Origin of the sequence: Mesorhizobium salmacidum (SeqCode), from assembly GCF_037179605.1 — a bacterium.
GTDB classification, from domain to species: Bacteria; Pseudomonadota; Alphaproteobacteria; order Rhizobiales; family Rhizobiaceae; genus Mesorhizobium; species Mesorhizobium salmacidum.
In genome coordinates this window covers 97,964-120,611 of record NZ_JAPYKS010000006.1, presented here as the reverse complement: position 1 = coordinate 120,611, position 22,648 = coordinate 97,964, and the positions used below count along the sequence as shown (strand labels likewise).

17 protein-coding genes are annotated in these 22,648 nt (G+C 61.3%); 14 read left to right on the top strand and 3 right to left on the bottom strand.

Features of this window, described 5'->3' with window-relative positions; translation table 11 throughout:
* Positions 1–83: 83 nt before the first annotated feature.
* The 3 genes from O7A60_RS10290 (at position 84) to O7A60_RS10280 (ending at position 4,226) form a co-directional block, all read left to right on the top strand.
* Positions 84–1,796, top strand: coding sequence for a site-specific integrase (locus O7A60_RS10290; protein WP_337106154.1), 1,713 nt, complete (start codon positions 84–86; stop codon positions 1,794–1,796).
* 314 nt (positions 1,797–2,110) lie between these two features.
* On the top strand, positions 2,111–3,202 hold the full coding sequence (locus O7A60_RS10285) for a hypothetical protein (protein ID WP_337106153.1): 1,092 nt from the start codon (positions 2,111–2,113) through the stop codon (positions 3,200–3,202).
* Positions 3,192–4,226 (top strand): site-specific integrase, encoded by a 1,035-nt coding sequence (locus tag O7A60_RS10280; RefSeq protein ID WP_337106152.1) that lies wholly within the window; start codon positions 3,192–3,194, stop codon positions 4,224–4,226. Before O7A60_RS10285 ends, O7A60_RS10280 begins: the two co-directional genes overlap by 11 nt.
* Before the next feature lie 59 nt (positions 4,227–4,285).
* Here O7A60_RS10280 and O7A60_RS10275 read toward each other — a convergent pair whose 3' ends face one another.
* On the bottom strand, positions 4,286–4,627 hold the full coding sequence (locus tag O7A60_RS10275) for a helix-turn-helix domain-containing protein (protein ID WP_337106151.1): 342 nt from the start codon (positions 4,625–4,627) through the stop codon (positions 4,286–4,288).
* Positions 4,628–6,452: 1,825 nt separating this feature from the next.
* Between O7A60_RS10275 and O7A60_RS10270 the strand changes: the two genes are divergently transcribed.
* The gene (locus tag O7A60_RS10270; RefSeq protein ID WP_337106150.1) at positions 6,453–7,196 is read left to right on the top strand and encodes a hypothetical protein; all 744 of its coding nucleotides are present in this window, start codon (positions 6,453–6,455) and stop codon (positions 7,194–7,196) included.
* Positions 7,193–7,747: a type II toxin-antitoxin system VapC family toxin gene (locus O7A60_RS10265; RefSeq protein ID WP_337106149.1), complete on the top strand. Its 555-nt coding sequence runs from the start codon at positions 7,193–7,195 to the stop codon at positions 7,745–7,747. Before O7A60_RS10270 ends, O7A60_RS10265 begins: the two co-directional genes overlap by 4 nt.
* Positions 7,748–7,755: 8 nt before the next feature.
* Here O7A60_RS10265 and O7A60_RS10260 read toward each other — a convergent pair whose 3' ends face one another.
* Positions 7,756–11,820 carry an Eco57I restriction-modification methylase domain-containing protein gene (locus O7A60_RS10260; RefSeq protein WP_337106148.1) on the bottom strand — a complete coding sequence of 1,355 codons (4,065 nt, stop codon included), beginning with the start codon at positions 11,818–11,820 and terminating at the stop codon, positions 7,756–7,758.
* 293 nt (positions 11,821–12,113) lie between these two features.
* On the opposite strand from O7A60_RS10260, the gene O7A60_RS10255 reads away from it, so the two are divergent.
* The 9 genes from O7A60_RS10255 to O7A60_RS10215 all read left to right on the top strand — a co-directional run bounded on the left by O7A60_RS10255 (position 12,114) and on the right by O7A60_RS10215 (position 18,884).
* Positions 12,114–12,854 carry a hypothetical protein gene (locus O7A60_RS10255; protein WP_337106147.1) on the top strand — a complete coding sequence of 247 codons (741 nt, stop codon included), beginning with the start codon at positions 12,114–12,116 and terminating at the stop codon, positions 12,852–12,854.
* Between the two features lie 275 nt (positions 12,855–13,129).
* Positions 13,130–13,318, top strand: a complete 189-nt coding sequence (locus tag O7A60_RS10250; protein WP_027142105.1) for a YodC family protein — start codon at positions 13,130–13,132, stop codon at positions 13,316–13,318.
* Between the two features lie 212 nt (positions 13,319–13,530).
* The gene (locus O7A60_RS10245) at positions 13,531–13,986 is read left to right on the top strand and encodes an EF-hand domain-containing protein (RefSeq protein WP_337106146.1); all 456 of its coding nucleotides are present in this window, start codon (positions 13,531–13,533) and stop codon (positions 13,984–13,986) included.
* 45 nt (positions 13,987–14,031) lie between these two features.
* Positions 14,032–14,574 carry an RNA polymerase sigma factor gene (locus O7A60_RS10240; RefSeq protein ID WP_337106145.1) on the top strand — a complete coding sequence of 181 codons (543 nt, stop codon included), beginning with the start codon at positions 14,032–14,034 and terminating at the stop codon, positions 14,572–14,574.
* 113 nt (positions 14,575–14,687) lie between these two features.
* Positions 14,688–15,140, top strand: a complete 453-nt coding sequence (locus O7A60_RS10235) for a hypothetical protein (protein WP_337106144.1) — start codon at positions 14,688–14,690, stop codon at positions 15,138–15,140.
* Complete coding sequence (locus tag O7A60_RS10230) at positions 15,137–15,592, top strand: periplasmic heavy metal sensor (RefSeq protein ID WP_337106143.1); 456 nt, start codon at positions 15,137–15,139, stop codon at positions 15,590–15,592. The genes O7A60_RS10235 and O7A60_RS10230 overlap by 4 nt, the downstream gene beginning before the upstream one ends.
* Positions 15,593–15,703: 111 nt before the next feature.
* On the top strand, positions 15,704–15,985 hold the full coding sequence (locus O7A60_RS10225; protein ID WP_337106142.1) for a GCG_CRPN prefix-to-repeats domain-containing protein: 282 nt from the start codon (positions 15,704–15,706) through the stop codon (positions 15,983–15,985).
* Between the two features lie 120 nt (positions 15,986–16,105).
* Entirely contained in the window at positions 16,106–17,599 is a 1,494-nt protein-coding gene (locus O7A60_RS10220; protein ID WP_337106141.1) for a DUF1800 domain-containing protein, read from the top strand.
* A gap of 46 nt (positions 17,600–17,645) precedes the next feature.
* Positions 17,646–18,884, top strand: a complete 1,239-nt coding sequence (locus O7A60_RS10215; RefSeq protein WP_337106140.1) for a DUF1501 domain-containing protein — start codon at positions 17,646–17,648, stop codon at positions 18,882–18,884.
* Positions 18,885–18,937: 53 nt separating this feature from the next.
* On the opposite strand, the gene O7A60_RS10210 is transcribed toward O7A60_RS10215, so the two are convergent.
* On the bottom strand, positions 18,938–22,348 hold the full coding sequence (locus O7A60_RS10210) for an acyl-[ACP]--phospholipid O-acyltransferase (RefSeq protein ID WP_337106139.1): 3,411 nt from the start codon (positions 22,346–22,348) through the stop codon (positions 18,938–18,940).
* Positions 22,349–22,648: the final 300 nt, after the last annotated feature.

The following is a 22,648-nucleotide window of genomic DNA, read 5'->3' as shown; positions in this document are numbered from 1 at the left end:
GGCCCACAAAACAAGCCGGGGAAATCAATAGCTTAGCTCTCGTTGCTGTTACACAAACGTGTTACATGTGCGAGATGCCGTTAATGTCTGATGATCGTTATCTCTGGCCACGAGACGGGGTCTATTACTACCGTCGGCGCATGCCCGAGCGTTTTGCCTCGACCTATGGCAAGAAAATGTTCGTTCAGTCGCTTGATACCAAATCGCTGGCCGAGGCCAGAAAGCGGCGAAATCTGCTGAATGTCCGGTTTGACTTTGAATTCGAGCAAATCGAGACCTCTGAAAAGCCCGGTGAACGCCTTGTCGAAGCACCAGCTACGCGGCTTTCGAATGAGGAAGTGAACCGCCGGGTGGTGCAATACGTCTCTGACCAATTCGCCAAATTCGAACGTCGCTACATCAACGATCCTGCTGATACAGCCGATCAGTTGTCGGAGATAAAGATCGACAAGGAAATGCAGTTGCAATCCTTGGCGGACCCGGGCCATCCCGATCAACATCGCTGGGTTCAACAGGCGTTTGAACGGGTCTTCGGCGACGAGCAATTCGACGGGCTGACCGAAGTAGGTGCCGCTGAGATTATCCGACGCGGCCTTGTATCGCTCCTCCGCAAGGAACTCGCATTCTTTCGCGACGACTTGGTCATACAGCCCAGCGCTCCGGCATCGGCCACTCCTTCGACCGATCCGCAGGATACGTTTGGCGAGATCACAAGGGCATATTTGGAGGACGAGAGAACGAGAGCGACGCTTAACAAGCGTAGACGGCAATGGATCGCCGAGGTCGAAGCCCGCCTGGATTTTTTGGAGGAAGTGGTTGGCAAGGACACGCCTATTCGATCCGTGAACTACGATGTCGCAAAAAGGCTCCAAGGGATTTTGGCTAAGCTACCGGCGCACAGGGAAAAGCGCTATCCGGGTCTGTCCTTCCAAGAAGCCATCACCAAAGGCACGGACGACGGTGCACCGCTTCTCTCGGCAGCCAGCCAAGGCGAGTACCTAATTTGCTTTCGCAACGTCATGTCGGTGGCGACGGCGAAATGGCTGGTGCAGAACAATCCCGCCGAGGGTCTTAGGCCACTGAAGCAGGACCTGCGTAGTGCCGCTGAAAAGCGGCTTCCCTTTACCGTGGAGCAAGTGAAGCAACTGCTGACGTGCGGGTTTTACGGACATTGGCGCGAAGGCGCGGCCAAACGGTATACGAAGCCTGACCGCGCGTGGCGGTTTTGGCTGCCATTGATCATGGCGTTCACCGGGATGCGCCCCGGTGAAATCTGTCAAATGGTGGTGGGCGACATCAAGAAATCTTCCACTGGGATTTGGTATGCGAGCGTTCTGCCCACCGCCGATGACGAGGGGACTGCGGTTAAAAAGGTGGTGAAGACAATATACAGCCGCCGGAGCTTTCCTATTCACCCCACGTTGATCGCCTTGGGCTTTCTCGACTTTGTAAAGTCGAGGATGAAAGACGGGGAGGACGCGTTGCTGTTTTCAGATTTGAGCCCGAGCAAACGGGGCTATTATTCCGACTACCCGTGCAGGCGGTTCCGCGAGAGCTTCCTCGATCAGGCGATCTCGCGGAAACCCGGTCAAACGCTCTATAGCTTGAGACATAGTTTCCGTGATGCACTGAGAAGAATTGAAGCACCCTCAGACGTGCTTTCGGCGCTCGGCGGGTGGAGCGAAGGAACAAAGGTCAGCGACAATTACGGCGACAAGAGCGACCCTGATTATCTGTTCTCCTACGTGGAGAAGATCAGCTATCCGGGTTTGGAACTGAATTACCGGTTCAGTTAAGTGGGCCGCTTTCAACCAATTGTCCCGTCGATCCATCTCTGATCCACAACCGCTAAAGTCCCGTTCCAAGCACCCGAATGGAACGACGGTTGGATTACGGGTAGTTCACCTCCCCGGTCGGGTGTTTTCTGTGTAGCCCGGATAGTTTAGGCCAAATCCGGGCTTTCCCGATTTTACCTAATTTTCATCGCTTTTGCGCAGGGCTCAGAACCCGAGGCTCGGATGATCTAAAACACCTTTCCCTTGCACGCAAATCAGTCAAAGTTAGTAGCGGGCGCGGATGACCCGGCTCTCCCGGAACAGGAGAGCATCAAGTGAACGGTCCAGATATCATTGCCTCAATCGCGTCGGATATCGAACGTCAGCTTCAGCACCACGAGCCGCAAGCCCTAGCACCCATTCCGGCTACCATCTCACCATGGTTGGCGGCTGCTTTGCTGCAGAAGGCCATTCGTCGTGGTCGCACACACTTCGCCTTGGGAGCCGCAGCAACCCTGTTGTCGAAAGCACCGGATCGTCTCTGGCGGCGCTTAGCAGTCATAGCGGTGGAAGATGTGGGCCTGGGTGACTTGGATGCAGTTTTTCTGACCATCGTCGCGGCGGGTCAAAGAAGGCGACTTGCACGCCTGTATGGGATGGAACGCCTGGTTAGCTTTATCGTGTCGAGGTTGACGATTTCACGGAAATGCCGAGCGACTGACGATCTATACGTTGTCACGAACGACTGCCCCAGTTGGAACGGGGATCGGCTCGAACTCACTGACATGCCACTGAACGATCTATTGGACGTGATTGCAGGCCCCGATCCGATAGAACGCCGTGGCATTGCTGTACGACATGCGATGGGGGGCGGTGAATGGGCCGAGGACATTCGTCTGACGAGACGGCGGCGTCCCCAGGCAGTGTTCGATTTCCTATGTGAGGCGGGCTTTCCTCAAACGCTGGTGGAAATCTGCCGCGAAGCGCATCGGCAGACTGGCGAGGCCATATGCGGGTTCCTGCCATTGCTTTGGTCGGTGTTTGACAGGTCAGAGACCGTTGTGCGATCTGATGAGTTTCCGTCTGAGGTGACGATTGCTGGCGTCCCCTCATGGGCGCTGGACAAATTCACGCGCCAAGGTCGAACTGCGATGGCCCGATTTCTTGCCCGAGATAGCGGCACATCGCGTTGGCTCGATAGCCACGTTGCCAAACGTGACCGAGGCGCTGTGTTCGGACACGCGCTATTCCGGGCGGAAAGCGGCCTGGTCAAAGATCGAGCCGTCTGGCCAGATGGCCTTAGCCTCCGCCGACAAGCGGACTGGAACTCGTTCGCCGCCCTCGAACCGGTCGAGGCGGTCGAACTGCTCCACCTCGTGCGTGCTGATATTGGGCTTCTGAACGAGGAGCGGGCCCATGTGCTATGATCCGCCGCTCCTGATGCCGCTTGCTGGTGATGTTGGCGAGACCGAGGCGCATCCTACAAGCTCCGAAGTGACGCCGAGTGCAATCACTTGCACTGACCGATCTTCCTTACCTTCGCCAAATGGCCTCCCAAGCCCGCCAGCGCTCGTTCAATACTTCATCACCAATTCCCTATCCGAGAACGCAAAACGCGCCTACAGAGCGGACCTAGCCCAATTCGAGGTAAACGGCGGGACAATTCCCTCGTCGCCTGAACAGGTCGCGGAATATCTGGCCTCTCGCGCGTCAACACACAGACCGGCAACCCTCGCACGCTACCTAGCTTCGATCTCGAAGGCGCATCGAGCAATTGGTGCAGATGACCCCTGCAAAACCGAAATCGTAAAGGCAACTTTGCGCGGGATACGTCGCGCCGTCGGAACCGCCCAACGTGAGGCGAAGCCGCTGCTACGGGACGACCTATTCCAAATTCTGGAGCGAATTGGCAACCGATCAAAGGACTTGCGCGACAAGGCGCTGTTATTGCTTGGCTTCGCCGGGGCGTTCCGGCGGTCGGAGTTGGTCGGCCTAGACGTCCAAGACATCGAATGCGTCCGGCAGGGTATCGTTGTCACCCTGCGCCGCTCCAAAACCGACCAGACAGGCGCTGGTCGTAAGGTCGGCATACCCTTCGGTAGAACTCACTGGTGCCCGGTTCGCAGTCTGGTCCGTTGGCTCGACCATGCCGGGATCGAGAGCGGGCCTATGTTCCGGCCCGTGGATCGGCACGGCCAAATTGCCCATGAGCGCCTATCCGGCGAGGCTGTAAGCATCATCTTGAAAGGACGGGCTAAGGCAGCAGGCTTCGATCCCTCTCCCTTCAGCGGGCACAGTCTTCGATCAGGATTGGCAACCAGCGCCGTTATCGCCGGGGTCAGCACGCTCGCCATTCGCCGCACAACAGGTCACGCTTCCGACGCTATGCTCAGCCGCTATGTCAGGATCGGCGACATCTTCACCGACAATGCGGCGGCGGCAGTTCTGTGATAAGGGACGAAGCACATCGCGTCGCTGCATGCTTCGGCGATAGTGGGTTACGAGGCCGCTTACTTTACCCTTCCGCGTCTTTGCAGTGCTTCCAACTGATCGACTGCGAGTTGCAGGTCTGCTGTCGGCAGTTCACCGGCGATGGCTCGCACCCTTTCTATCAATGCAAGGCGTCGGGGCGACTGTCGTTCCTCCTCGAAATCGAACAAGGTCTTCAACTCGACACCGAGCGCCTGGGACAGGCGTTCGATAGTCTCGAAACTGGGAAGGCTCTTGCCTCGTTCGAGATTGGAGATCGCATCCACCGACCTGCCCGTCTGCCCGGCAAGCTGGTCCTGCGTGAACCCCCGCTGCTTTCGGATGTGCTTCAGGCGAATGCCTAGACGGTGTCGCGTGTCCATGACCCGTAGTGCAATTCGACAAATTTCGATGAAACCGACAAAAATACGGAATGGCGGGCAAACTCTGAGTATTGTACGGATTGCTGCGGCTATCCCTACTCTGGGCCGTCTCATAGGAGGCGGAGGGTGAGGGGGGACACGTTGAGCAGGCTCGGGGTCGGGGAGAACACGATTTCTGATATGGCGTGGAGGAAGATCGACGACGAGAAGCTCAAGCGCGGCCTAGACTTCCTCAATGTGCTACTTCGGGTTTCTCTCGACGGAGACCGAGCGGGAACGCTCCGGGAGCGCGCTCGCGGTTCTACGGAAACACGGCGGCGGACAAGAAATCGAAATCCTGTGGTGCATGCAGGCGACGGGACCGCAGCCGGAAACTTCAGCTACGCTGCTGCCACATGGGTCAAAAACTGAAATACGAAATCGGATAATCTTCGAAGAAGACGTTCAAAAGGAGGGGGTTAAACATGAGCGTATGCCAAATTCGAAAGATCGCGCAAGGCGCGTTCAGACACACATTTCGACAAGAAATCGGGAGCAGAACTTACAGAGCCCTCAAATTCTCGGCGTTGATGCTGTCTGCTGCCTCGTGCACAACAAATTCTCCGCAACCTTCGAACGTCAATTTAGCGCCAACAGAAGACCATCGCGTCTTCAACTTGGAGGGCTATTCGGTGGCAATATCCAGAAAAGGATGTTCCGTCCCCCTCGCGGTCATAAAAACAGCCGCGCCGATCCCGAGGTATACGTATCACAGCTTGGTTATAACAGCAGGAAACACCACCAGCGGACTTTTCGAGGTGAACTGCCCTCCCGTGGTGGCCAACGGCCAAGCACAATGTTTTGTCGGTCCCGGCGGCATTTCATCTCCCGAACTAACGGCAGGACCAGACTGCTCCGGCTGGGATAATTTCCAGTTGACCAGACATTGATTTTGGAGGGACGGGTCGATGTTTTCTCATCCAGTCGCAGTCGCCGGTTACGTTGCGATTTTTGCAGGTGCGCTCTTGCGGTCTTTTGCGCAGGGTGCCCAATCCCCGGAGGTACTTTTCTGGGCTATAGGACTTATGTCTTTAGGCCCGTTCCTCATTTTGTTGGGGGTGATTGCTGGTGGGTTCGAAATGCTTCGAATAACCCTAACCTTTGATCCAGCTATCGAAGCCCGAGCCAAAGAGGCGGCGGCTCGCACCCAAGCAAAGCTCGAAAAGCAATATGGGCCGCGAACGCGCGATCATGGCTAATGCGTAGGGCGGAATGCGCTCATAATCCCCCTTCCTTTCCGCCTGCTGTTGGGGGGGTTCTGCCAACGCTAGCCCGCCCGCTCTGACAGCTTCTTGGCTGCGGGCCGCCACCGTGTTTGGCAATCCTCACTCGCGTTACTCTTCACTTATCGCGACCCAAAATCACGGGTCTCGCACCTGGTGCACTCACCTGCACTTAGTCTCCAACTGTCGATCTGTTTGACGACCCTTCTTGGCGTCATCGCGATAGCTGAGATTGTTGGATGGGCGATGCCAGACCGCTTTCCACCCCGCAACGGTCGTATAAGCAAGGCGCTCCGGTCTCTCGGCTACGATGTGATGGTGCACGTGGAGTAGGCTGCAGTCGGACGCGCGCCGAAGCAATAAGCCGCCTCATTCAATGGTCGGCGGTTCATCCTCAACTTGGATAATTATCTGCCATCATTTTTACGCCTGCATCCAGTGCAAGTGATTGCACGACGATGACCAGATCACCCCGACGAAACGGAGCCTGCTCTACCGAAACACGTCGCTGAAAGCTCTCGTCAATCAGTCTTCTGGTAGGTATGCTTCGGTCGAGACATGCCATGAGCACCAACTATAGGTTCCGCATCGCTGACAGCTACACGCCCGAGACGCTCCCGATGGAGAGGCTCGCTGAGTACATGGCTGCGCTCGCGAAACTGCTTGGCGAACCACAGGGGGTTCATTTCGACGACGTGAAGGCTGGCTCGGCTGTCCTCGTCGCAAAGGTGGACACTCCAGCTCGACCGAAAGTGCGTGAGCGCGTGTACATGCTCAGAAATGGCAATGCGCCACTGGAAGTCATCAAAGCGTTCAATGAACTCGACGATCTCCTGCGAAAGGACAACGCGACCGGCGAACTGACCAGTGATGACGGCGGGGTGGTTATCCCTTTTCCAGGCCGTGAAAAGCCTCAGCTGCTCACGTTCGGGCCATTTAAGCAAGATGGAAGCCTCGAAGGACAGGTCGTTCGCATCGGCGGCACGGACGAAACGGTTCCGGTCCATCTACGGGATGGTGCGATCATTCACATTGGCCAGACAACGCCCGACACCGCGCGCCAGATCGCTCCGCACCTCTATGGCCCGACCTTACGTCTCCACGGCACCGGCACATGGTTCCGAGATGGCGATGGCGGTTGGCATCTCAAGAGTTTCAAGATCAGCAGCTTCGAGGTGCTCGATGATGCTGACCTCGATAAAGTTGTCGGCGCATTGCGGCGGGTGAAGGGGAACACCTGGAACGAAGTACCCGATCCGGTCAGAGCGTTGCTTGAAGAGCGCCATGGACGCGGAGGCACAGGTTGATTGTAGCCTTCGACGCGAGCACCTTGATCTACCTCTTCGACGACAAGGCTGCTGCGCCGTCTGATCAAAGCAGCGGCAAAGTGGTGGATCGGTGCCGAGATCGTATCGAGCACCTGATCGAAACCCTCGCGAACGCCAGGGCAAAGATCATCATTCCAACGCCTGCACTCGCCGAGGTGCTCGTACGTGCTCAGGAGGGTGCGCCTGAACGGCTGCGCATCCTGAAGTCGAGCAAGTACTTCAAGATCGTGCCATTCGACGAGAGGGCAGCCGTCGAGTTCGCGGCGATACAAACTGTTCGGCAAGCAACCGGCACAAGATCGACTACCTCGCCGAGGGCGAAGGCGAAGTTCGATGATCAGATCGTTGCGATTGCTGTGGTGGAGGGGGCGACCGAGTTGTACTCGGACGATAGCGACATATCGAAATTGGCAGGATCACGCATGAAGGTTCTCGGCATGACCGATCTGCCGCTGCCGCCTGAGGATGCTCAGACGGACATCTTCAGCTTGCTGCCACCCGGTTCCCAGGATGTGCTCGAACCGGAATAGTCGCCTTACTACCCCTCAACCACTGCGTCTGGATGGCCAGCCCGGAGTGCGTTCATGTAGGCGAGGCAGAGGTCACGGGAGCGGTAGGAGCCCCATTCGACGACCTCTTCGCGTTCCACGATGGGGAAGGTCGAGTAGATGTAGCGCACGTCGTCGCGCTCGGTGACGCCATAGAGGCCGAAGTAGAGGGCGTCGAGCTTAGCCCGGAGATGCAACCGACGCTCCTCATCCCAGACGAAGGGCTGCCGTGCCGTGCCGTCGTCTTGGACATATCCCATGTCGCGGGCGAAGGGAGCCATGTCATGCGCGGTGTACGTCAACTCCAGCACCGCCTCGCGGACAATTTCGCCTGCCGATTTTTGACCGAAGCGGACATTGCGGTAAGTCGCTGGTGACACGACCGGGAGCTGCTCCACGATGTACCAGTTGAGATGAGTGCTCTGGGCCTTTTGGCGTGTTACATAGTCGAGTGGGATTGACGCAAGGTTTGCTAAAAGCTCCGGGCCGATTGTCTGTCCTGCTACTGGCGACAGGATCAGTGGCGCGGTGTTGCCATAGCCGACCGCCGGAGTGGCCGCACAGATCATAGTCCGAACATCGGTGGCACGAGCGATGTCCCGGAACGCAATTGTCCAGTTTGTGCCTACTGGTAGCGTGGTTGCCGCCGCTGGCACCCAGAACTGAGGGGTCGGCACGAAGTTAGGGTTCGCCTTCTCCTCTACCGTGACCTCTCCACTTAGCGCTGCATTGTGCAGATTTGCCTCGTTAACCCGCACTGATGCCGCTCGGTGATCGTAGATGTGGATCATGCGACCGACATAAAGCGGCACCCAGTCGCCAGCGGCGCTGCGGTAACGGTTTCCGCCGAGGTGGAACGCGCCTTCCTGCTCCTCCAACTCGGTTCGAGTGTGGAACAGCCCGCTGTCATTGGTCATGTGGAACATTGTCATGTACCGAACGGGCCATGCGCTTACCGGCGCGCCTCCTGAGCGATCCACCAACACCGGCAAGCGTTCGTAGATGGCGGTGGTCAGAGCGGCATCCCGACGCGTGCGGAAGATCGGTGCTGTGCCGGTGTTCGGGTTAACCCGGGCGAAGTCCTGAGCAGAGATGGCGAAACACCGGTCTGGATCGCGAACGCCATCCACTGAATGAAGGTAAAACGCGCAGCGCGCCGCTTCGGCAGTTGGCGACGGGCTGGCAACGAAGACGCAGAACTTGAACGAGGCGTGAACTGCGGGGAAGAATATTTTCTTGTTCTCGAAGTCGAAGAGCGCCTTAAGACGGCCTTCCGTCGCAACGCCCTTGAAGAATGTCGATGCCGTCTTGTCCGACGCTATGCCCGAGGGGACAACGACACCGGTCATCCCATCAGGCTTAACGAGCCGCATCGCCCGCTCGACGAAGAGCGAGTAGATGTTGATGTCACCGCCAGATAAGAGGGGATAATCGCCGCACGTCCGCGCCATCCGTATCCCGGCCTCGGCTCGCAAGTTCGCTTTTTCGAAGTCTTGAGCCAACGGATCTTCTGCGTTGACGAGAGCGTTGACCATGCGATTGCGGTCTGCCGCTCTTTGAGCACGAGCGATATCTGGCCTACGTGCCGCGAACCACTCGACCTGTTGCAGCTTAATGCGATCCCACGGAGGGTTACCCACGACGGCGTCGAAGCCCCCCACAGGTCCTTCGGCTTCCCATTCCGACCAAATGCCTGGGAAGGCGACCTGCCAGTGTAAGAAGCGCTCCTCCTTGATCAGTTCGCGAGCCTGTTCGAGTATGTCGGCGAAGCGAGCCGTGTCGCGCGCTGCACGAAGAGGCTCCTGACCCAGCAGGACACGCACGGGGTCACCGAAGTCGCCGTCAAAGAAGTTCTGGATAAGGGCGATGTTTTCGCGCCCGCGCAGGTTCAGCCAGTCGAGCGCGTGGATGAGGGAGAGGAGGGCGTTGAGCGGCCCAGTCATGTCGCTGATTTGGTCGTAGATTTGCGACGACCGCTCGGCCTCGGCGATCTCGGCGTCCGTTAGCCCTTCGACGATCTGCATCTGAGCAGCTGATTGCAGAGCTGCTCGGATGGGGCCATGCAGCAGGAGCGGAGAGCCGTACCTCTCGACCTTCTCAATGCCCGCCTTGACCCATGAGCCGAACAGGCTGTCGCCTGATCGCAAATGGTGATCGAGGAAGCTGAGCGGAGCGCCGACTGTGAAGGTGTGGAGCCACAGCGACACCTTGGCCAGCTCGACGGCCATGGGGTTCTTGTCAACGCCATAGACACACCGCTTGAGCACCATGCGACGGATAATGTGACGGTCGTCGAGCTGGTCCTCGTTGACAGCCCAGCCACGCGCCTCCGCGTTCCCCATAATGGTGTTGCGAATTGCCTCGATCCGCTCAGCCAGCGGCGAGGTGTAGATGACCTCCTCGCCCCAATCGACCGCAGCGCCGGCCTCGGCCATAGCTTCGATGATGTGGTCCGCGAGCTTATCCACGAGGCTGACGGGGAAATGACCGGAGCCCATTGCGGGGTCGCAGATCTTCAACTCCAGAAGTCGCATGGCGGGGTCAAAACGCGTCAGCGCGCCCAACCTGCGGCTCGCGGAGGGCAACCCGTCCTGCTCCTGCAGCCTTTCGTGGAAGGCACTCATCGTGCGCTCGACCAGCGGTCCAATCGTTTCGTCGATGACGAGCGAAACCAGATCGTCGGGCGTATAGTAGCTGCCCGAGCCCTTGCGGGCGAAGATATTGGGCCGGACCCTAACCTCGCCATCCTCACGCACGATCTCATGCTCAAGGAGGCGCTCGTAGATCGAGCCGAGCTGTTGGACGCTGAGGTCGCGATAGTTGATGTAGCGGCGACGGCCTTCGACTTGAATGAAGGACAGCGTGTCGATCACCGACGCCATAAGCGCATCGCCAAGCCTGATGCGGTCCAGCAGAGGGGTGTTCTCCCGACTGAAGAGACCTCCATTGTAGGGTGGCAGGCCGATTGCCGTATCACCCTGGTCGATGGCAAGGCAAAGGTCGGCGATGGCGGACCAATATCGTGCCGCCGTAGCCGAGAACACGTCCCCGGCATCCTTGCGCCTTCCGACATCAAGCCGCACCCGCTCGCGCAGACCATAGTCGTCGTAACGGCGGTCGCGCACGGGGAGCAGGTCGCGATCCTCTGCGTAGAGAATGAACAGCAGCCGATAGAGAAGGATCAGCGCGGCGTCGCGCACCTGTTCTAGATCGGCGTCAGGAGCAGCTTGCGCGATGCCCTGTGCCAATGCCGGGAACACAGACCCAAACACCAGGTCGGACAGGTTCTGGGCAACGCGCTCCTCGTAGAAGCGGCCCTCGTCCATTGCCCGTTGATGAAACGTGCGGTGATCCGGCCCCGGCACAAACGCCTCGCGCCGGAACATCAGCAGGAACACTTTGAGCCAATGCTGCTGCTCATCTGCCGTCAGGGCGAACAGTCCCTCGTTGAAGCCTTGCACGCCCAACACGGCGGCGAGGTCGATCTCAAAGAACTGCTCGGAAACCGACCTAGCTCCTGAGAAATAGAGCCGCCAGCGGGCTCCATTCGTCAAGATGCCCCAGCGTAGCGAGCCATTGGTGAGGTCGTCCACACGGCGCAGATAGCGTAACATCTGAGTGGACGGAGCCATGATTTCGTTGCGCTGTTCCGAGCGCCGGTCGAGAGGACGTCCCCATCGTTTGCTCTCGACGATGGCTGCACCGAACTCGTAGCGCCTCCACTCCTCGCGGTGTGCGACGGCACGGTCTTTCGCGGCTCTGTCCAGATAGAGGATGCCGTCTGGAACGTCCTGCCGACCTCGCTCGGTGAGGTTCTGTTGTTGCAGGTGTTCATTCCAACCGAGATCGGAGAGCACGCGCCAGATCAGGTCGTGTTCCGTCTGCGTCTCGTTTGGCGTCTGATGGGTAGGGAAACGGGCGAAGATGTCGGCCAGCCGCTGCCGCGTCGTCGTTAGCTCGTCGGCAGAAATGGCAGTCCAGTCGCCGCTTCCGACGATAGACCGCTGGACGAAGTCGTTCGAGAACAGACTGCCCTGATGTGCACTCGAAACCAACTCCGCTCCCCCGACATCACGCTACTCACTTCTGGCTAATAGCGCATCGGGGATCATGGCGAAACCGGGCCGCTTGCGGTTGTCTGTGGAGTAGGTCATTCCCTTGGCGGGGTAGTATTTTATCTGGTTCTGAATTAGACTATCTTCGATTTGGCTTATGTTAACTGCGTCCGCATAAACTCTCACCAACTGAGTTGGTCAGCGCGGACACTGGATGCCAATCAAAATCAAGGTCCCGGCGAAGGGCGGCTCCACCCGCTGCGGAGAAGAAGGCAGCCGGTACAGGTTTTAACGTGGCCAAACGTATTGTTCTGTCCAGCATTGAGACAGAGAAGAAGCGCCCGACACTTTTCGTCAGACACCTACCGACGACGAAGCGCATCGCAAAACTGAGGCTCAACTTTGTACCGGTTGATCTCGGTGCCGCTGGAATGATGGAACTCCATGCCGCGATTAACACGATTGTGTCGGACGGGTGGGAGTACGTCGTGAAGCATGGACGGATTACCCGTATCGACGTTGCCGTCGATCTGCCGAGCCTAACGATGGACAGCATCCACTTTCTGCCGAAGAAGCCAGCACATATGCTGCGGCTGTTTCCCAGCGGAGAGATAGAAACGATCTACTTCGGCAAGCCAAAGAGCAATCAGATCGCGATCTACGACCGCACCAAGAAGCGGGCAAAGCTTGGACAGGACATACCTCAGTCCCTACGCATTGAGCGCAAACTAAAACCAGGGGGCCTGAAACTGCCCTCCCTCCCCACCCTAGGAAATCCATTTGCTGACACCAAATTCTTGATCGCGCTGCCTTGCCCACCCAACTCGGCAAAGGAAAGAGAGTGGGCGTTGTTCAGCGACAGCGTTGAAAAGCGAGGACTAGCAGCGGCACTAGCATTGCTTCCGAAAGATCGGCGGAGCGCCTATAAAAAGCACCTCATCGCCAACGCCCTCCCAATCTGGGACCCTGAGGATATCTGGGCTGGATGGAAACCAATGATTGAGGAGTTGAAGATCGCTTCGGCCCATTGGTGAGCGGTAGTGCAATCAATTGCATTGGGAGCAATTTTGTGACACAGGGATGTTACACAATTGCAGCCAACGACCGCTTAAGTACTTGATCTTGGATCGCTTTTTTTGAGAGCTATCACCTCACCTAAGCGGCACCAGTTCCTCTTGTCCACCCGCATGCTGCAATCAGCACCTGCGTCGCTGCCCGTGCAGTGGATCGCGACGCCGGCGAAGCATATCCGCCATTGTCGAGACCGGGGTTTGATGTGAAACTCGCGGCGTCAGCATGGGAGGTCAAAATGCCTAACACTTTCAAGACCGGAGACGTCGTCAAGCTTAGGTCGGGAGGCCCGAGGATGACGGTCAGCGACGGCGCCGCTTCCGGCATGTATCTCTGCCACTGGTTCAACCGCGAGGGCGATGTGTGGACCCCGCAACATGCGGGGTTCAAGCAGGAGCAGCTGGTAGCCGCCGACCAATCGACGTAATTCCCGCTTTAGCCAAGGGATAGCCGGACCGGCGCGACTCCAGACGCACCGGACGAAGAGTTCTGCCGTTTCCGGGACCGCCACGGTCCGTCATCGCCGGCAAGCGCGTGATCGGCAGGGTGACCGACGGATTTTTATGATCACGACGTTTAACGGCTGAAGCGTGACCGTGGCATTGGGCCATGGCAATGCGCCAACCGGAGACGTGAAGCATGATACGCCGTTCGATCCTTGCCACTGCCTTGAGCGTGCTGACCACCGCGGCTCTGGCCCAGACAGCGACACAGCCACCGCCCGCCGCGTCGCCACCGGCCGCCGCGTCGCCACCGGCCGCCGCGTCGGCTGGCAAATCGTCGGCCGCCAAGTTCGACATCACACTGGCCAAGTTCCAGAAACGGCGGGAGAAGGCGATCATGGCCGCCGACACGGACGGCGACGGCAAGATCAGCCTGCTGGAATGGCAGGCCTTTCAGGCCAAACGCGATGTCAGGCGCGACCCTGCCAAATCCTTCGCGCGCATCGATTCCAACCATGACGGCTTCATCGACAGGGCCGAGCTCGATGCGTTCTTCGCCAAGCGCTTTGCCAGGCTGGACAAGAATGGCGACGGCATTCTGACGGCCGACGAGAGGCCGAGCCACAAATCCGCTCCCAAGCCGGAGCAGTGACCAAGAGGCTATGACGTGTGATGCATATCGGGAGTGCGCCAGCCGATGAGCGCCGATCCGGACGAGGAACTGGTTCGTCGGGTCGGTGCTGGCGATCCCGCGGCAGTGCAGGCGCTCGTCGCGCGCAAGCTGCCGCGCATCCTTTCGCTTGCCGTGCGCATGCTGGGCGATGCGGCGGAAGCCGAGGATGTCGCGCAGGAAACCTTTATGCGCATCTGGCGTCATGCCTCGAAGTGGCGGCGTGGCAATGCACGCTTCGACACCTGGGTCCACCGCGTCACGCTCAACCTTTGCTACGACCGGCTGCGCCGGCGACGCGAATTGGTGACCGACGAGATGCCGGACATTGTCGACCCCGCTCCGCTTCCCGATTCCCATCCTGGCGAAGAGGGGCATCGGGTCGAGCGGGCCTTACAGGCAATCGCGCCACGCCAGCGAGAGGCGATCATCCTGGTCTACTATCAGGAGATGTCCAACATCGAGGCGGCCGCGACCCTGGAGATCAGTGTCGATGCCCTGGAGAGCCTGCTGTCGCGCGGCCGGCGGTCACTGCAGACGATGCTGGCTGGGGATGGCGGCCATGACTGAGAAACGCGCGCGCCCGTATACTGTACGTTCAACCCGCCTTGCGGGCGTCCGGTTGGTCTGCGTTGTTTCCGACCCGCGTGGGCACGCGGCACCGAGGTGCAAGGGGAAATCAAATGGCTGAAGACATCGAAGACGGGCCGGCAATGGATGCCAGGCGTTTCGCGGCGCTGGCGGATGCCTACGGCGGCGATTTGCGCCGCTGGCCGGAAGCGGAACGCGAAGCCGCCATAGCCTTTGCTTCAACCGAAGCGGGCCAGGCCATTTCGCGACAGGCCGACACACTTGACGCCTTGCTCGACAGCTATAGCGTCCAGCATCCCGGCAAGGCGCTGCACGGCAGCATCCTGCGCGCAGCCGACCGGCACCTCGTCCAGCGCCGGCGTCATCGGTTCTGGTGGCTGGGTCTGGGACTCGCCGGCATTGGTCTGGCGGGCGCCGTCGCCGGATTGGCGTTGGTGAGCATTGTCACGCCGGAAGCCGGATCGGATCACTATGTGCTGGATGCCAATGTAACGGCGTTCGGCGATGCCGGGCCCGATGCCGAAAATGGTGAGGAGAGCCTATGAGCATGGGTCGCAACCTCATCATCGCATCGGTGGTGCTGAATGTCTTCCTGGCCGGGGCCCTTGCCGGCGGAGCCGTCTGGATAAGGAGCGGCAAGCCCGGCCAGGGCTATTCGCTGGAAGCCGCCGGCGGCCGGCTTCCCGACCAGGAGCGCATGCTGTTCCGCAAGGCGTTACGCGAAGTGCGGCGCGAATCCCGCCAGGTTATCCTTGATGGTCAGCAGGCCAGGCGCGAGGCAGCCGACCTGCTGCGCCAGCCGATTGTCGACACGGCGGCCCTATCGGCTGCGCTGGAGCGCGCCCGCAACGCCGACATCGCCGTGCGCACGCGGCTTGAGCAGCGCATCATCGAATTCGCGGCGGCGGGTTCGGCCGCGGATCGCGCCGTGCTGGCGGAAGGGCTGGCCAGGCGGGCCGGGCCGCAGCCGAAGGCAGAGCCAAAAAAATCGCCGTGACGACCGACGGAAAATGCCCGCGGGGGCCGTTTAACCGGGAGAAGGGCAGACCTGCCGGACCAATCGGTGCGAACAGGTTTTTCATTCTCGGACAACATTCGGAGTAACGTCATGAACCGCCTGACACAGTATGCGGCAGCAGCCGTCCTCGCCTTGACCGGAACCGCAGCAACCGTCGCGACCTCCGCCGCCATGCCGATGGTGGCGCAACCGGCCACCCCGGCGCTGATCGAGCATGTGGCCTGGGGTTGCGGGCCCGGCTGGCATCCCAATCCCTGGGGGCGCTGCGTTCCCAACCGTGTCGTGGTGTATCCGCGCTACCGCTATTGGCACGGCCCGGCTTATTACGGCTGGCATCCGCACCGCCACTGGCACCGCTGGAACCGCTGGTAAGCGCGTGAGAGGGGCCGGGCGGCACCCGCCTGCCCGGCCGCCTGTCCCCGGTCTAAGCTGGGGAAACAGCCCAATCGGGCGTCGCGCGCCTCGCGCGAGATCCAACCATGGAGCGCTGACATGGCAGCCCCGGCTAAAGATTCCGCGCCGCCGGATCCCGCCCTGATCGCCTTCAACCGCTTCGGGCTCGGGGCACGACCCGGCGACCGCGACAGGCTGGCGAACGACCCACGCGGTTATCTCAAGGCGCAACTGCGGCGGCCCGACGCCGCCATGATATCGCTCGACGACCCCACCTATGCCGATCTCAAGGGAAGCACGCCTGCCATCCAGGCCAGCATGGCGGCGAATCTCCAGCGCAAGCTGGACCGGGAGCGAATGGCGACAGAGGAGCCGGCAACGGGCACGCCAGCCTCGGCTTCGGTTATGCCGCCACCCGCCGCACCAGGCATGTCGCCGCCCGCCGCCCCGGCCGCTGCCAAGATCAAACCCGCCGTGCCGCCCGTCGAAGTCACGTTGTTTCGGGCCGAGGCACAGGCGCGCTTCGACATGGCAATGCAGGCTGGGGCCGGCTTCGTCGAGCGCCTCGTCTATTTCTGGTCGAACCATTTCTGCGTCTCCGTGGCCAAGGCCAACATCGTGCGCGCCAGCGCCGGGGCCTTCGAACGGGAAGCCATCCGGCCCTTCGTGCTCGGCCGCTTCGCCGACATGCTCATGGCGGTGGAGCGGCATCCGGCCATGCTGTTCTATCTCGACAACCAGCAGTCGATCGGCGCGGACTCCCGCGCCGGCAAGAACCGGCAGCGCGGCCTCAACGAGAACCTCGCCCGCGAGATCCTGGAACTGCACACGCTCGGTGTCGGCAGCGGCTATAGCCAGGCCGACGTCACCAGCTTCGCGCGCATCCTGACCGGCTGGACGATGGCCGGACGGGAAGGACGGCTGGGCGAACCCGGCAGTTCCGTCTTCAACGCCAATGCGCACGAGCCGGGCGACGCGGTGCTGCTCGGCAAGACCTATCCGGCCGGCGGCATGGGACAGGCCGAGGCCGCGCTCAATGACATCGCCCGTCATCCGGCGACCGCGCAACACATCGCCACGCAACTTGCCCGCCATTTCATAGCCGATGACCCGCCGCCGGCGGCGGTCGCCCGTCTCGCAAAGGTGTTCGTCAAGAACGACGGCAATCTCAGGGCACTGGCGGCGGCGCTCATCGACCTGCCGGAGGCGTGGTCGACGCCCCTGGCCAAAATGCGCTCGCCCTTCGATTATGTCGCTGCCATCAGGCGGGCGGCCGGCCCGGGACCGAACGATCCCGGCCAGTCGCTCAACTGGCTCAACGCGCTGGGCGAGCCGCTCTGGCAGCCGCCGGGACCGAACGGCTTTTCCGACCAAGCGGACAGCTGGGCATCGGCCGAGGGCATGAAGATCCGCCTCGACATCGCGTGGCAGGCCGCCAGGCAAGTGAAAGATATCGGCAATCCCAACGACATGCTCGACGCGATCATCGGGCCCTCCGCCTCGCCGGAGACGCGGCAGGCGGTCGCCCGCGCCGAGTCCAAGCAGCAAGGCCTGGCGCTGCTGCTGATGGCGCCCGAATTCCAGCGACGATAGCTTGAGCGATAGGTCCGGCGCCGACAACTCCCATGGAGACGAGGTCATGAGCCTGCTGTGTGAAACCCCTCACCCTTCCCGCCGCGCCGTGCTGATGACCGGCGGCGCGCTGTTCGCCTGGGCCTTTCTGCCCCGCTTCGCCCGTGCCGCCGACAACCGCGACCCGCGCCTGATCGTCATCGTGCTGCGCGGCGCGCTGGACGGCCTGTCGGCGGTCGGTCCGGTCGGCGACCCCGACTATGCCGGCCTGCATGGCGACATCGCCCTGTCGCTTTCCGGTCCGCATGCGGCGCTGCCGCTCGATGCATTCTTCGGGGTCAATCCGGCGATGCCGGTGTTTGCGCGCCTATTCAAGGCAAGCCAGGCGGCGGTCGTGCATGCGGCGGCGACCGGCTATCGCGAGCGCTCGCATTTCGACGGACAGGATGTGCTGGAAAGCGGCTTTGCCGGCCCCGGCCATGTCGCCACCGGCTGGCTCAACCGGGCGCTGGAGAGCCTGCCGGCAGGCGACCGCGTGGCGACGCTTGGCGGCCTGGCCGTCGGACCATCGACGCCGCTGGTGATCCGTGGCGCGGCACCGGTGCTCGGCTGGGCGCCGCAATCGCTGCCGGCGCCCGCAGGCGACCTCGCGACGCGCGTTCTCGATCTTTACCAGCACCGCGATCCGGTGCTGGCGGTGGCGCTGCGAAAGGGCCTCGACGCCGATCGCATGGCGATCGACGACCAGATAGGCGCCAAGCCGATGAAGCCTAGAGGCGGCCTAGACAGCGCCGCCGGCATGCGGCAGGCCGCGCAAGGTGCGGCCAGGCTGATCGCGGCCGATGACGGGCCGCGCGTCGCGGCACTCGCCTTCGACGGCTGGGACACGCATGTCAACGAGGGTGGCGCGACCGGCCGGCTCGCCACTTTGCTCGGCGGCCTCGACGGCGCCTTCGAGGAATTCGAAAAAGGTCTCGGCGAACGCTGGAAGGATACGGCCATCGTCGCGATCACCGAATTCGGCCGCACGGCACGGATCAACGGCACGGTCGGCACCGATCACGGCACCGGCACCGTGGTGCTGCTCGCCGGCGGCGCGATCAAGGGCGGGCGCGTCATCGCCGACTGGCCGGGGCTGAAGCCCGCGCAACTTTACCAGCAACGCGACCTTGCGCCGACCAGCGATGTCAGGGCGGTGCTGAAAGGCCTGCTCGCCGACCAGTTCGGACTTTCGGCCGCGGTGCTCGGCGAGAAGGTGTTTCCGGACTCAGGTGCGGTGAAGCCGATGATGAACCTGATTGTCTGACGTCTAGCGACGCCGCGTTTTCTGCCGCGGCGCCGTCTCGCTCTTGCCGGTGATCAGGCGGCCTCGACCTTGGCGGGCGCGAAGTCTTCGCCGCGCACCAGCCTGGTCACGCCGACGAAATCGATCTTGCCCGAGCCAAGCACCGGCACATGCGCCACGACGCGCACCTCGGCCGGCACCGTCAGGTCCATGGCGCCGTTTGCCTTGGCGAAAGCCAGAAACTCGGCGCGCGTCGCCTTTTCGGCTTCGGTAATGAGCACCAGCTTTTCACCCTTGCGCAGGTCCGGCACTGTCGCGACCGCCGAGAGCGATCCTTTCCACAGCTCGCCCGCCAATGCTTCGACGGCAGCCAGCGAAATCATCTCGCCGCCGATCTTGGCAAAGCGCTTGGCGCGGCCGCGGATGCTGACGAAGCCGGCATCGTCGATGCTGACGATGTCGCCGGTGTCGTGCCAGCCGTCCTGCAGCGGCTCGAGCACACCAGGCTTTTCGGCCCTGAGATAGCCCGCCATGACGTTGGGGCCGCGCACGAACAGCCGTCCGCCACCTTCGACGCCGATCACCGGTTCCAGGCGGTATTCCATGCCGGGCATGATTTTTCCGACCGTGCCTGATTTGTTGTACATCGGCGTGTTGATGGAGATCACCGGCGCCGTCTCGGTAACGCCATAGCCTTCGAGAATGCGCAGGCCGAACTTCTCCATATAGGTTTCGCGGGTCGAGGCCTTGACCGGCTCGGCACCGGAAAAGCAATAGCGCACCGAGCGGAAATCATAGGGATGCGCGGTGCGCGCATAGCCGCTGAGGAAGGTGTCGGTGCCGAAGATGATCGTCGCGTTCGAGGCGTAGACCAGTTCCGGCACGATGCGGTAGTGCAGCGGCGACGGGTAGAAATAGATGGGAACACCAGACACCAGCGGCAGCACCGTCCCCGCCGTCAACCCGAACGAATGGAAGATCGGCAGCACGTTGAACACCTTGTCGCCCGAGTGGAAATCGATGCGCGAGGCGGCCTGCGCGGCATTGGCCAGGATGTTGCGATGGGTGAGCACCACGCCCTTCGGCGTGCCTTCGGAGCCCGAGGTGAACAGGATCACGGCCGGGTCGGTGGCCTTGCGGGCAACCCTGGGCGTGCTCTTGCGCAACAGGCCAAGCAGCTTGTCCTTGAGGCCGATGGTTGCACGCAGATCATCGAGCCAGACGATGTTGACCGACCGGCCGACCTCCTCGACGATCGCGCCAAGCTTGGCTTGCTCGACAAAGGCCCGCGAGGTCAGAATGGTGGTTACCTGCGCCGCCTTGCAGGCGGACAGGATGTTGGTGGCACCGGCGGTGAAGTTGATCATCGCCGGGACCTTGCCGGCCGACATGACGCCGAGCAGCGCGGCACAGGCGCCATTGGCGTTGGGCAGCATGATACCGAGCGTGTCCTGTCCGGCATAAAGCGTCTCGAACTTCTCGCCGAGCACCGCGACGCCAGTGAGTAGCTTGCCGTAGCTCAGCGAACCGGCGACCGGATCCTGCACGGCAAGTTGCTTCATGCCGCGCTCGGTCGCCGTCTCGATGATCCTTTCGAGCACGGTCTTGTTGATATGCTGGGTGCGGAAGACGAGATCTGACATCACCTGGTAGAGCGCGGCACCGGCGGCGGCCCGGCGCTTGCGTCCCTTCAGCCCGTCGTCGACCTTGAGCTTGACCGGCGGCAGTATGGTCACCCTGACCTTCGGGAACAGACGGCGGCGCACGTGCTGCGCCGTCAGCCGCGAGAAGGGGCTTTTCTCCAGCCCCTCGATACGGATCGGCACCACCATCGAGCCGGTCTTGTCGGCCACCATGGCGGCGCCGTCATAGACCTTCATCAGCCCGCCGGTGACGGTGATGCGGCCCTCGGGAAAGATGACCAGCGGATCGCCGTTCTGCACGATCTTGATCAGCGTGCGCGTCGACATCGGCTTGGCCGGATTGAGCGGCAGGGCGCGGGTCAATTTGAGGAACGGCTTCATCCACCAGGCCTGCGCGATCGTGTAGTCGATGGCGAAGACCGGCTCTTCATCGGTCAGCGTCAGCGCCAGCGGGCCGTCGAGGAAGCTGACATGGTTGAGCGCCAGGATCGGCGCCGGGCCCGCGGCCTTGAGGTTTTCCAGGCCCTCCACTTCCAGACGATGGAAGGCACGGAAGAGAATGGAGACGAAGTCGCGGAAGGCGTTGGTCGGCAGATATTTCAACATCAGCCAGGCGGCCACGGCATTGAAGGCGGCAAGCCCGAACAGCACGCTGGCAATAGAGACGCCCGCGGCCTGGATGGCGGCGACGAGGATGCCGCCCATCGTCATGAAGCCGGCGTTGACGATGCTGACAGCGGCGACCACGCGGGCGCGGCGCGCCTCGGGCGACCAGGCCTGCACGGCGGCGAAGGTCGGCACGACCAGGAAGGCGCTGGAAATGGCCATGCCGGCAAGATCGATCGCAACGCGGATGGTGTTCGGGCCGGCGAAGAAGAGGCCAACGGTTTCGGCCTTGGGCGAAGGCTGCATGCTCCAGATCGTCCAGGCAAGGTGCAAGCCGAACACCGCCAGCAGCGCCGTTCCGACCGGTGCCGGGAGCAGCACCATGCGGCCCTGCGACATCCAGGCGGCGATCGCCGAGCCGATGGCGATGGAGACGGCGAACACCGCGAGATAGGCGGTGACCGCGATCTCGTTGCCGCCGAGCTGATCCTTGATCAGCGTGGGCAGGATCGAAAGCACGATGGCGCCGATCAGCCAGAACCACGAGGTCATCAATCCGGCGCGCCAGATGCGCGTGTCGGTGCGCAATTCGCTGACCTGCCGCCATGTCGAGCGGAAGATGTTCCAGTCGATGACAAGGTTTGGCGCGGCGGAGCCGGTCGAAGGGATGGAGCGGCTGACGGCCCAGCAGCCGACCGCCAGGATCATCATCATCGGGCCGAAGACGGCGACACCAATGCCGTCGGCGGAGACCACGCCGCCAACAATCGTGCCGCCAAGAATGGCGGCGAAGGTCGCCGACTCGATCCAGGCGTTGGCGCGGGGCAATTCCCTGCGCTCGAGATGATCGGGCAGGATGCCGTATTTAATCGGCCCAAACAGCGCCGAGATGACGCCGAACATCAGCAACGCCGTCATCAACACCGGGATCGACGAAAGCGCGATGCCGACGACCGCGACGGCGGCGGCGCCGATCTCGGCAAATTTCAGCCGGCGGGCGATGAGCGCCTTGTTGAAGCGGTCGGCAATCTCGCCGCCCAGCGCCGACAGGAGCAGGAACGGAGCCATGAACACGGCGCCGGCCAAGGTGACCAGCGAAGCCGCCTGATCGGCGGCCAGTGTGAAGAGGATCAGGAACACCAGAGTGTTCTTGAGGAAATTGTCGTTGAAGGCGGACAGGAACTGCGTCCAGAAAAGCGGCGCGAAGCGCCGCGAAAGCAGGAGATGCGTGTTCATGGCGATTTCCCATTTGGCAGAATCACGCGGCGATGCTCCGGTGGTCCCCGCGGTTTCATCCGCTGTTTCAATCGTTGTAATAATGTGAGCTGGTTAAACTTCTTACCGCGTCTGATCTTCGCAGCGATCGCAAGTCCAGGCTCGTTTCGGCCAGCGGCCCTGCCCGGTATCTGTGGAGCCGTTCAACATTTCCGCTTCTCCCTATGAACGATGTTCATGGCCCCAACTTACCACAACGTGAACAATGTTCAAGCTAAAAATGAACGCCGTTCACAAGAGAGTGGATTGATGAGCGAGGAG

Coding starts and splice junctions, on each gene's coding strand:
- O7A60_RS10290 (WP_337106154.1), top strand. CDS start 84: ATGTCTGATGATCGTTATCTCTGGCCACGAGACGGGGTCTATTACTAC.
- O7A60_RS10280 (WP_337106152.1), top strand. CDS start 3,192: ATGTGCTATGATCCGCCGCTCCTGATGCCGCTTGCTGGTGATGTTGGC.
- O7A60_RS10275 (WP_337106151.1), bottom strand. CDS start 4,627: ATGGACACGCGACACCGTCTAGGCATTCGCCTGAAGCACATCCGAAAG.
- O7A60_RS10270 (WP_337106150.1), top strand. CDS start 6,453: ATGAGCACCAACTATAGGTTCCGCATCGCTGACAGCTACACGCCCGAG.
- O7A60_RS10250 (WP_027142105.1), top strand. CDS start 13,130: ATGCCTAACACTTTCAAGACCGGAGACGTCGTCAAGCTTAGGTCGGGA.
- O7A60_RS10245 (WP_337106146.1), top strand. CDS start 13,531: ATGATACGCCGTTCGATCCTTGCCACTGCCTTGAGCGTGCTGACCACC.
- O7A60_RS10240 (WP_337106145.1), top strand. CDS start 14,032: ATGAGCGCCGATCCGGACGAGGAACTGGTTCGTCGGGTCGGTGCTGGC.
- O7A60_RS10235 (WP_337106144.1), top strand. CDS start 14,688: ATGGCTGAAGACATCGAAGACGGGCCGGCAATGGATGCCAGGCGTTTC.
- O7A60_RS10230 (WP_337106143.1), top strand. CDS start 15,137: ATGAGCATGGGTCGCAACCTCATCATCGCATCGGTGGTGCTGAATGTC.
- O7A60_RS10225 (WP_337106142.1), top strand. CDS start 15,704: ATGAACCGCCTGACACAGTATGCGGCAGCAGCCGTCCTCGCCTTGACC.
- O7A60_RS10220 (WP_337106141.1), top strand. CDS start 16,106: ATGGCAGCCCCGGCTAAAGATTCCGCGCCGCCGGATCCCGCCCTGATC.
- O7A60_RS10215 (WP_337106140.1), top strand. CDS start 17,646: ATGAGCCTGCTGTGTGAAACCCCTCACCCTTCCCGCCGCGCCGTGCTG.
- O7A60_RS10210 (WP_337106139.1), bottom strand. CDS start 22,348: ATGAACACGCATCTCCTGCTTTCGCGGCGCTTCGCGCCGCTTTTCTGG.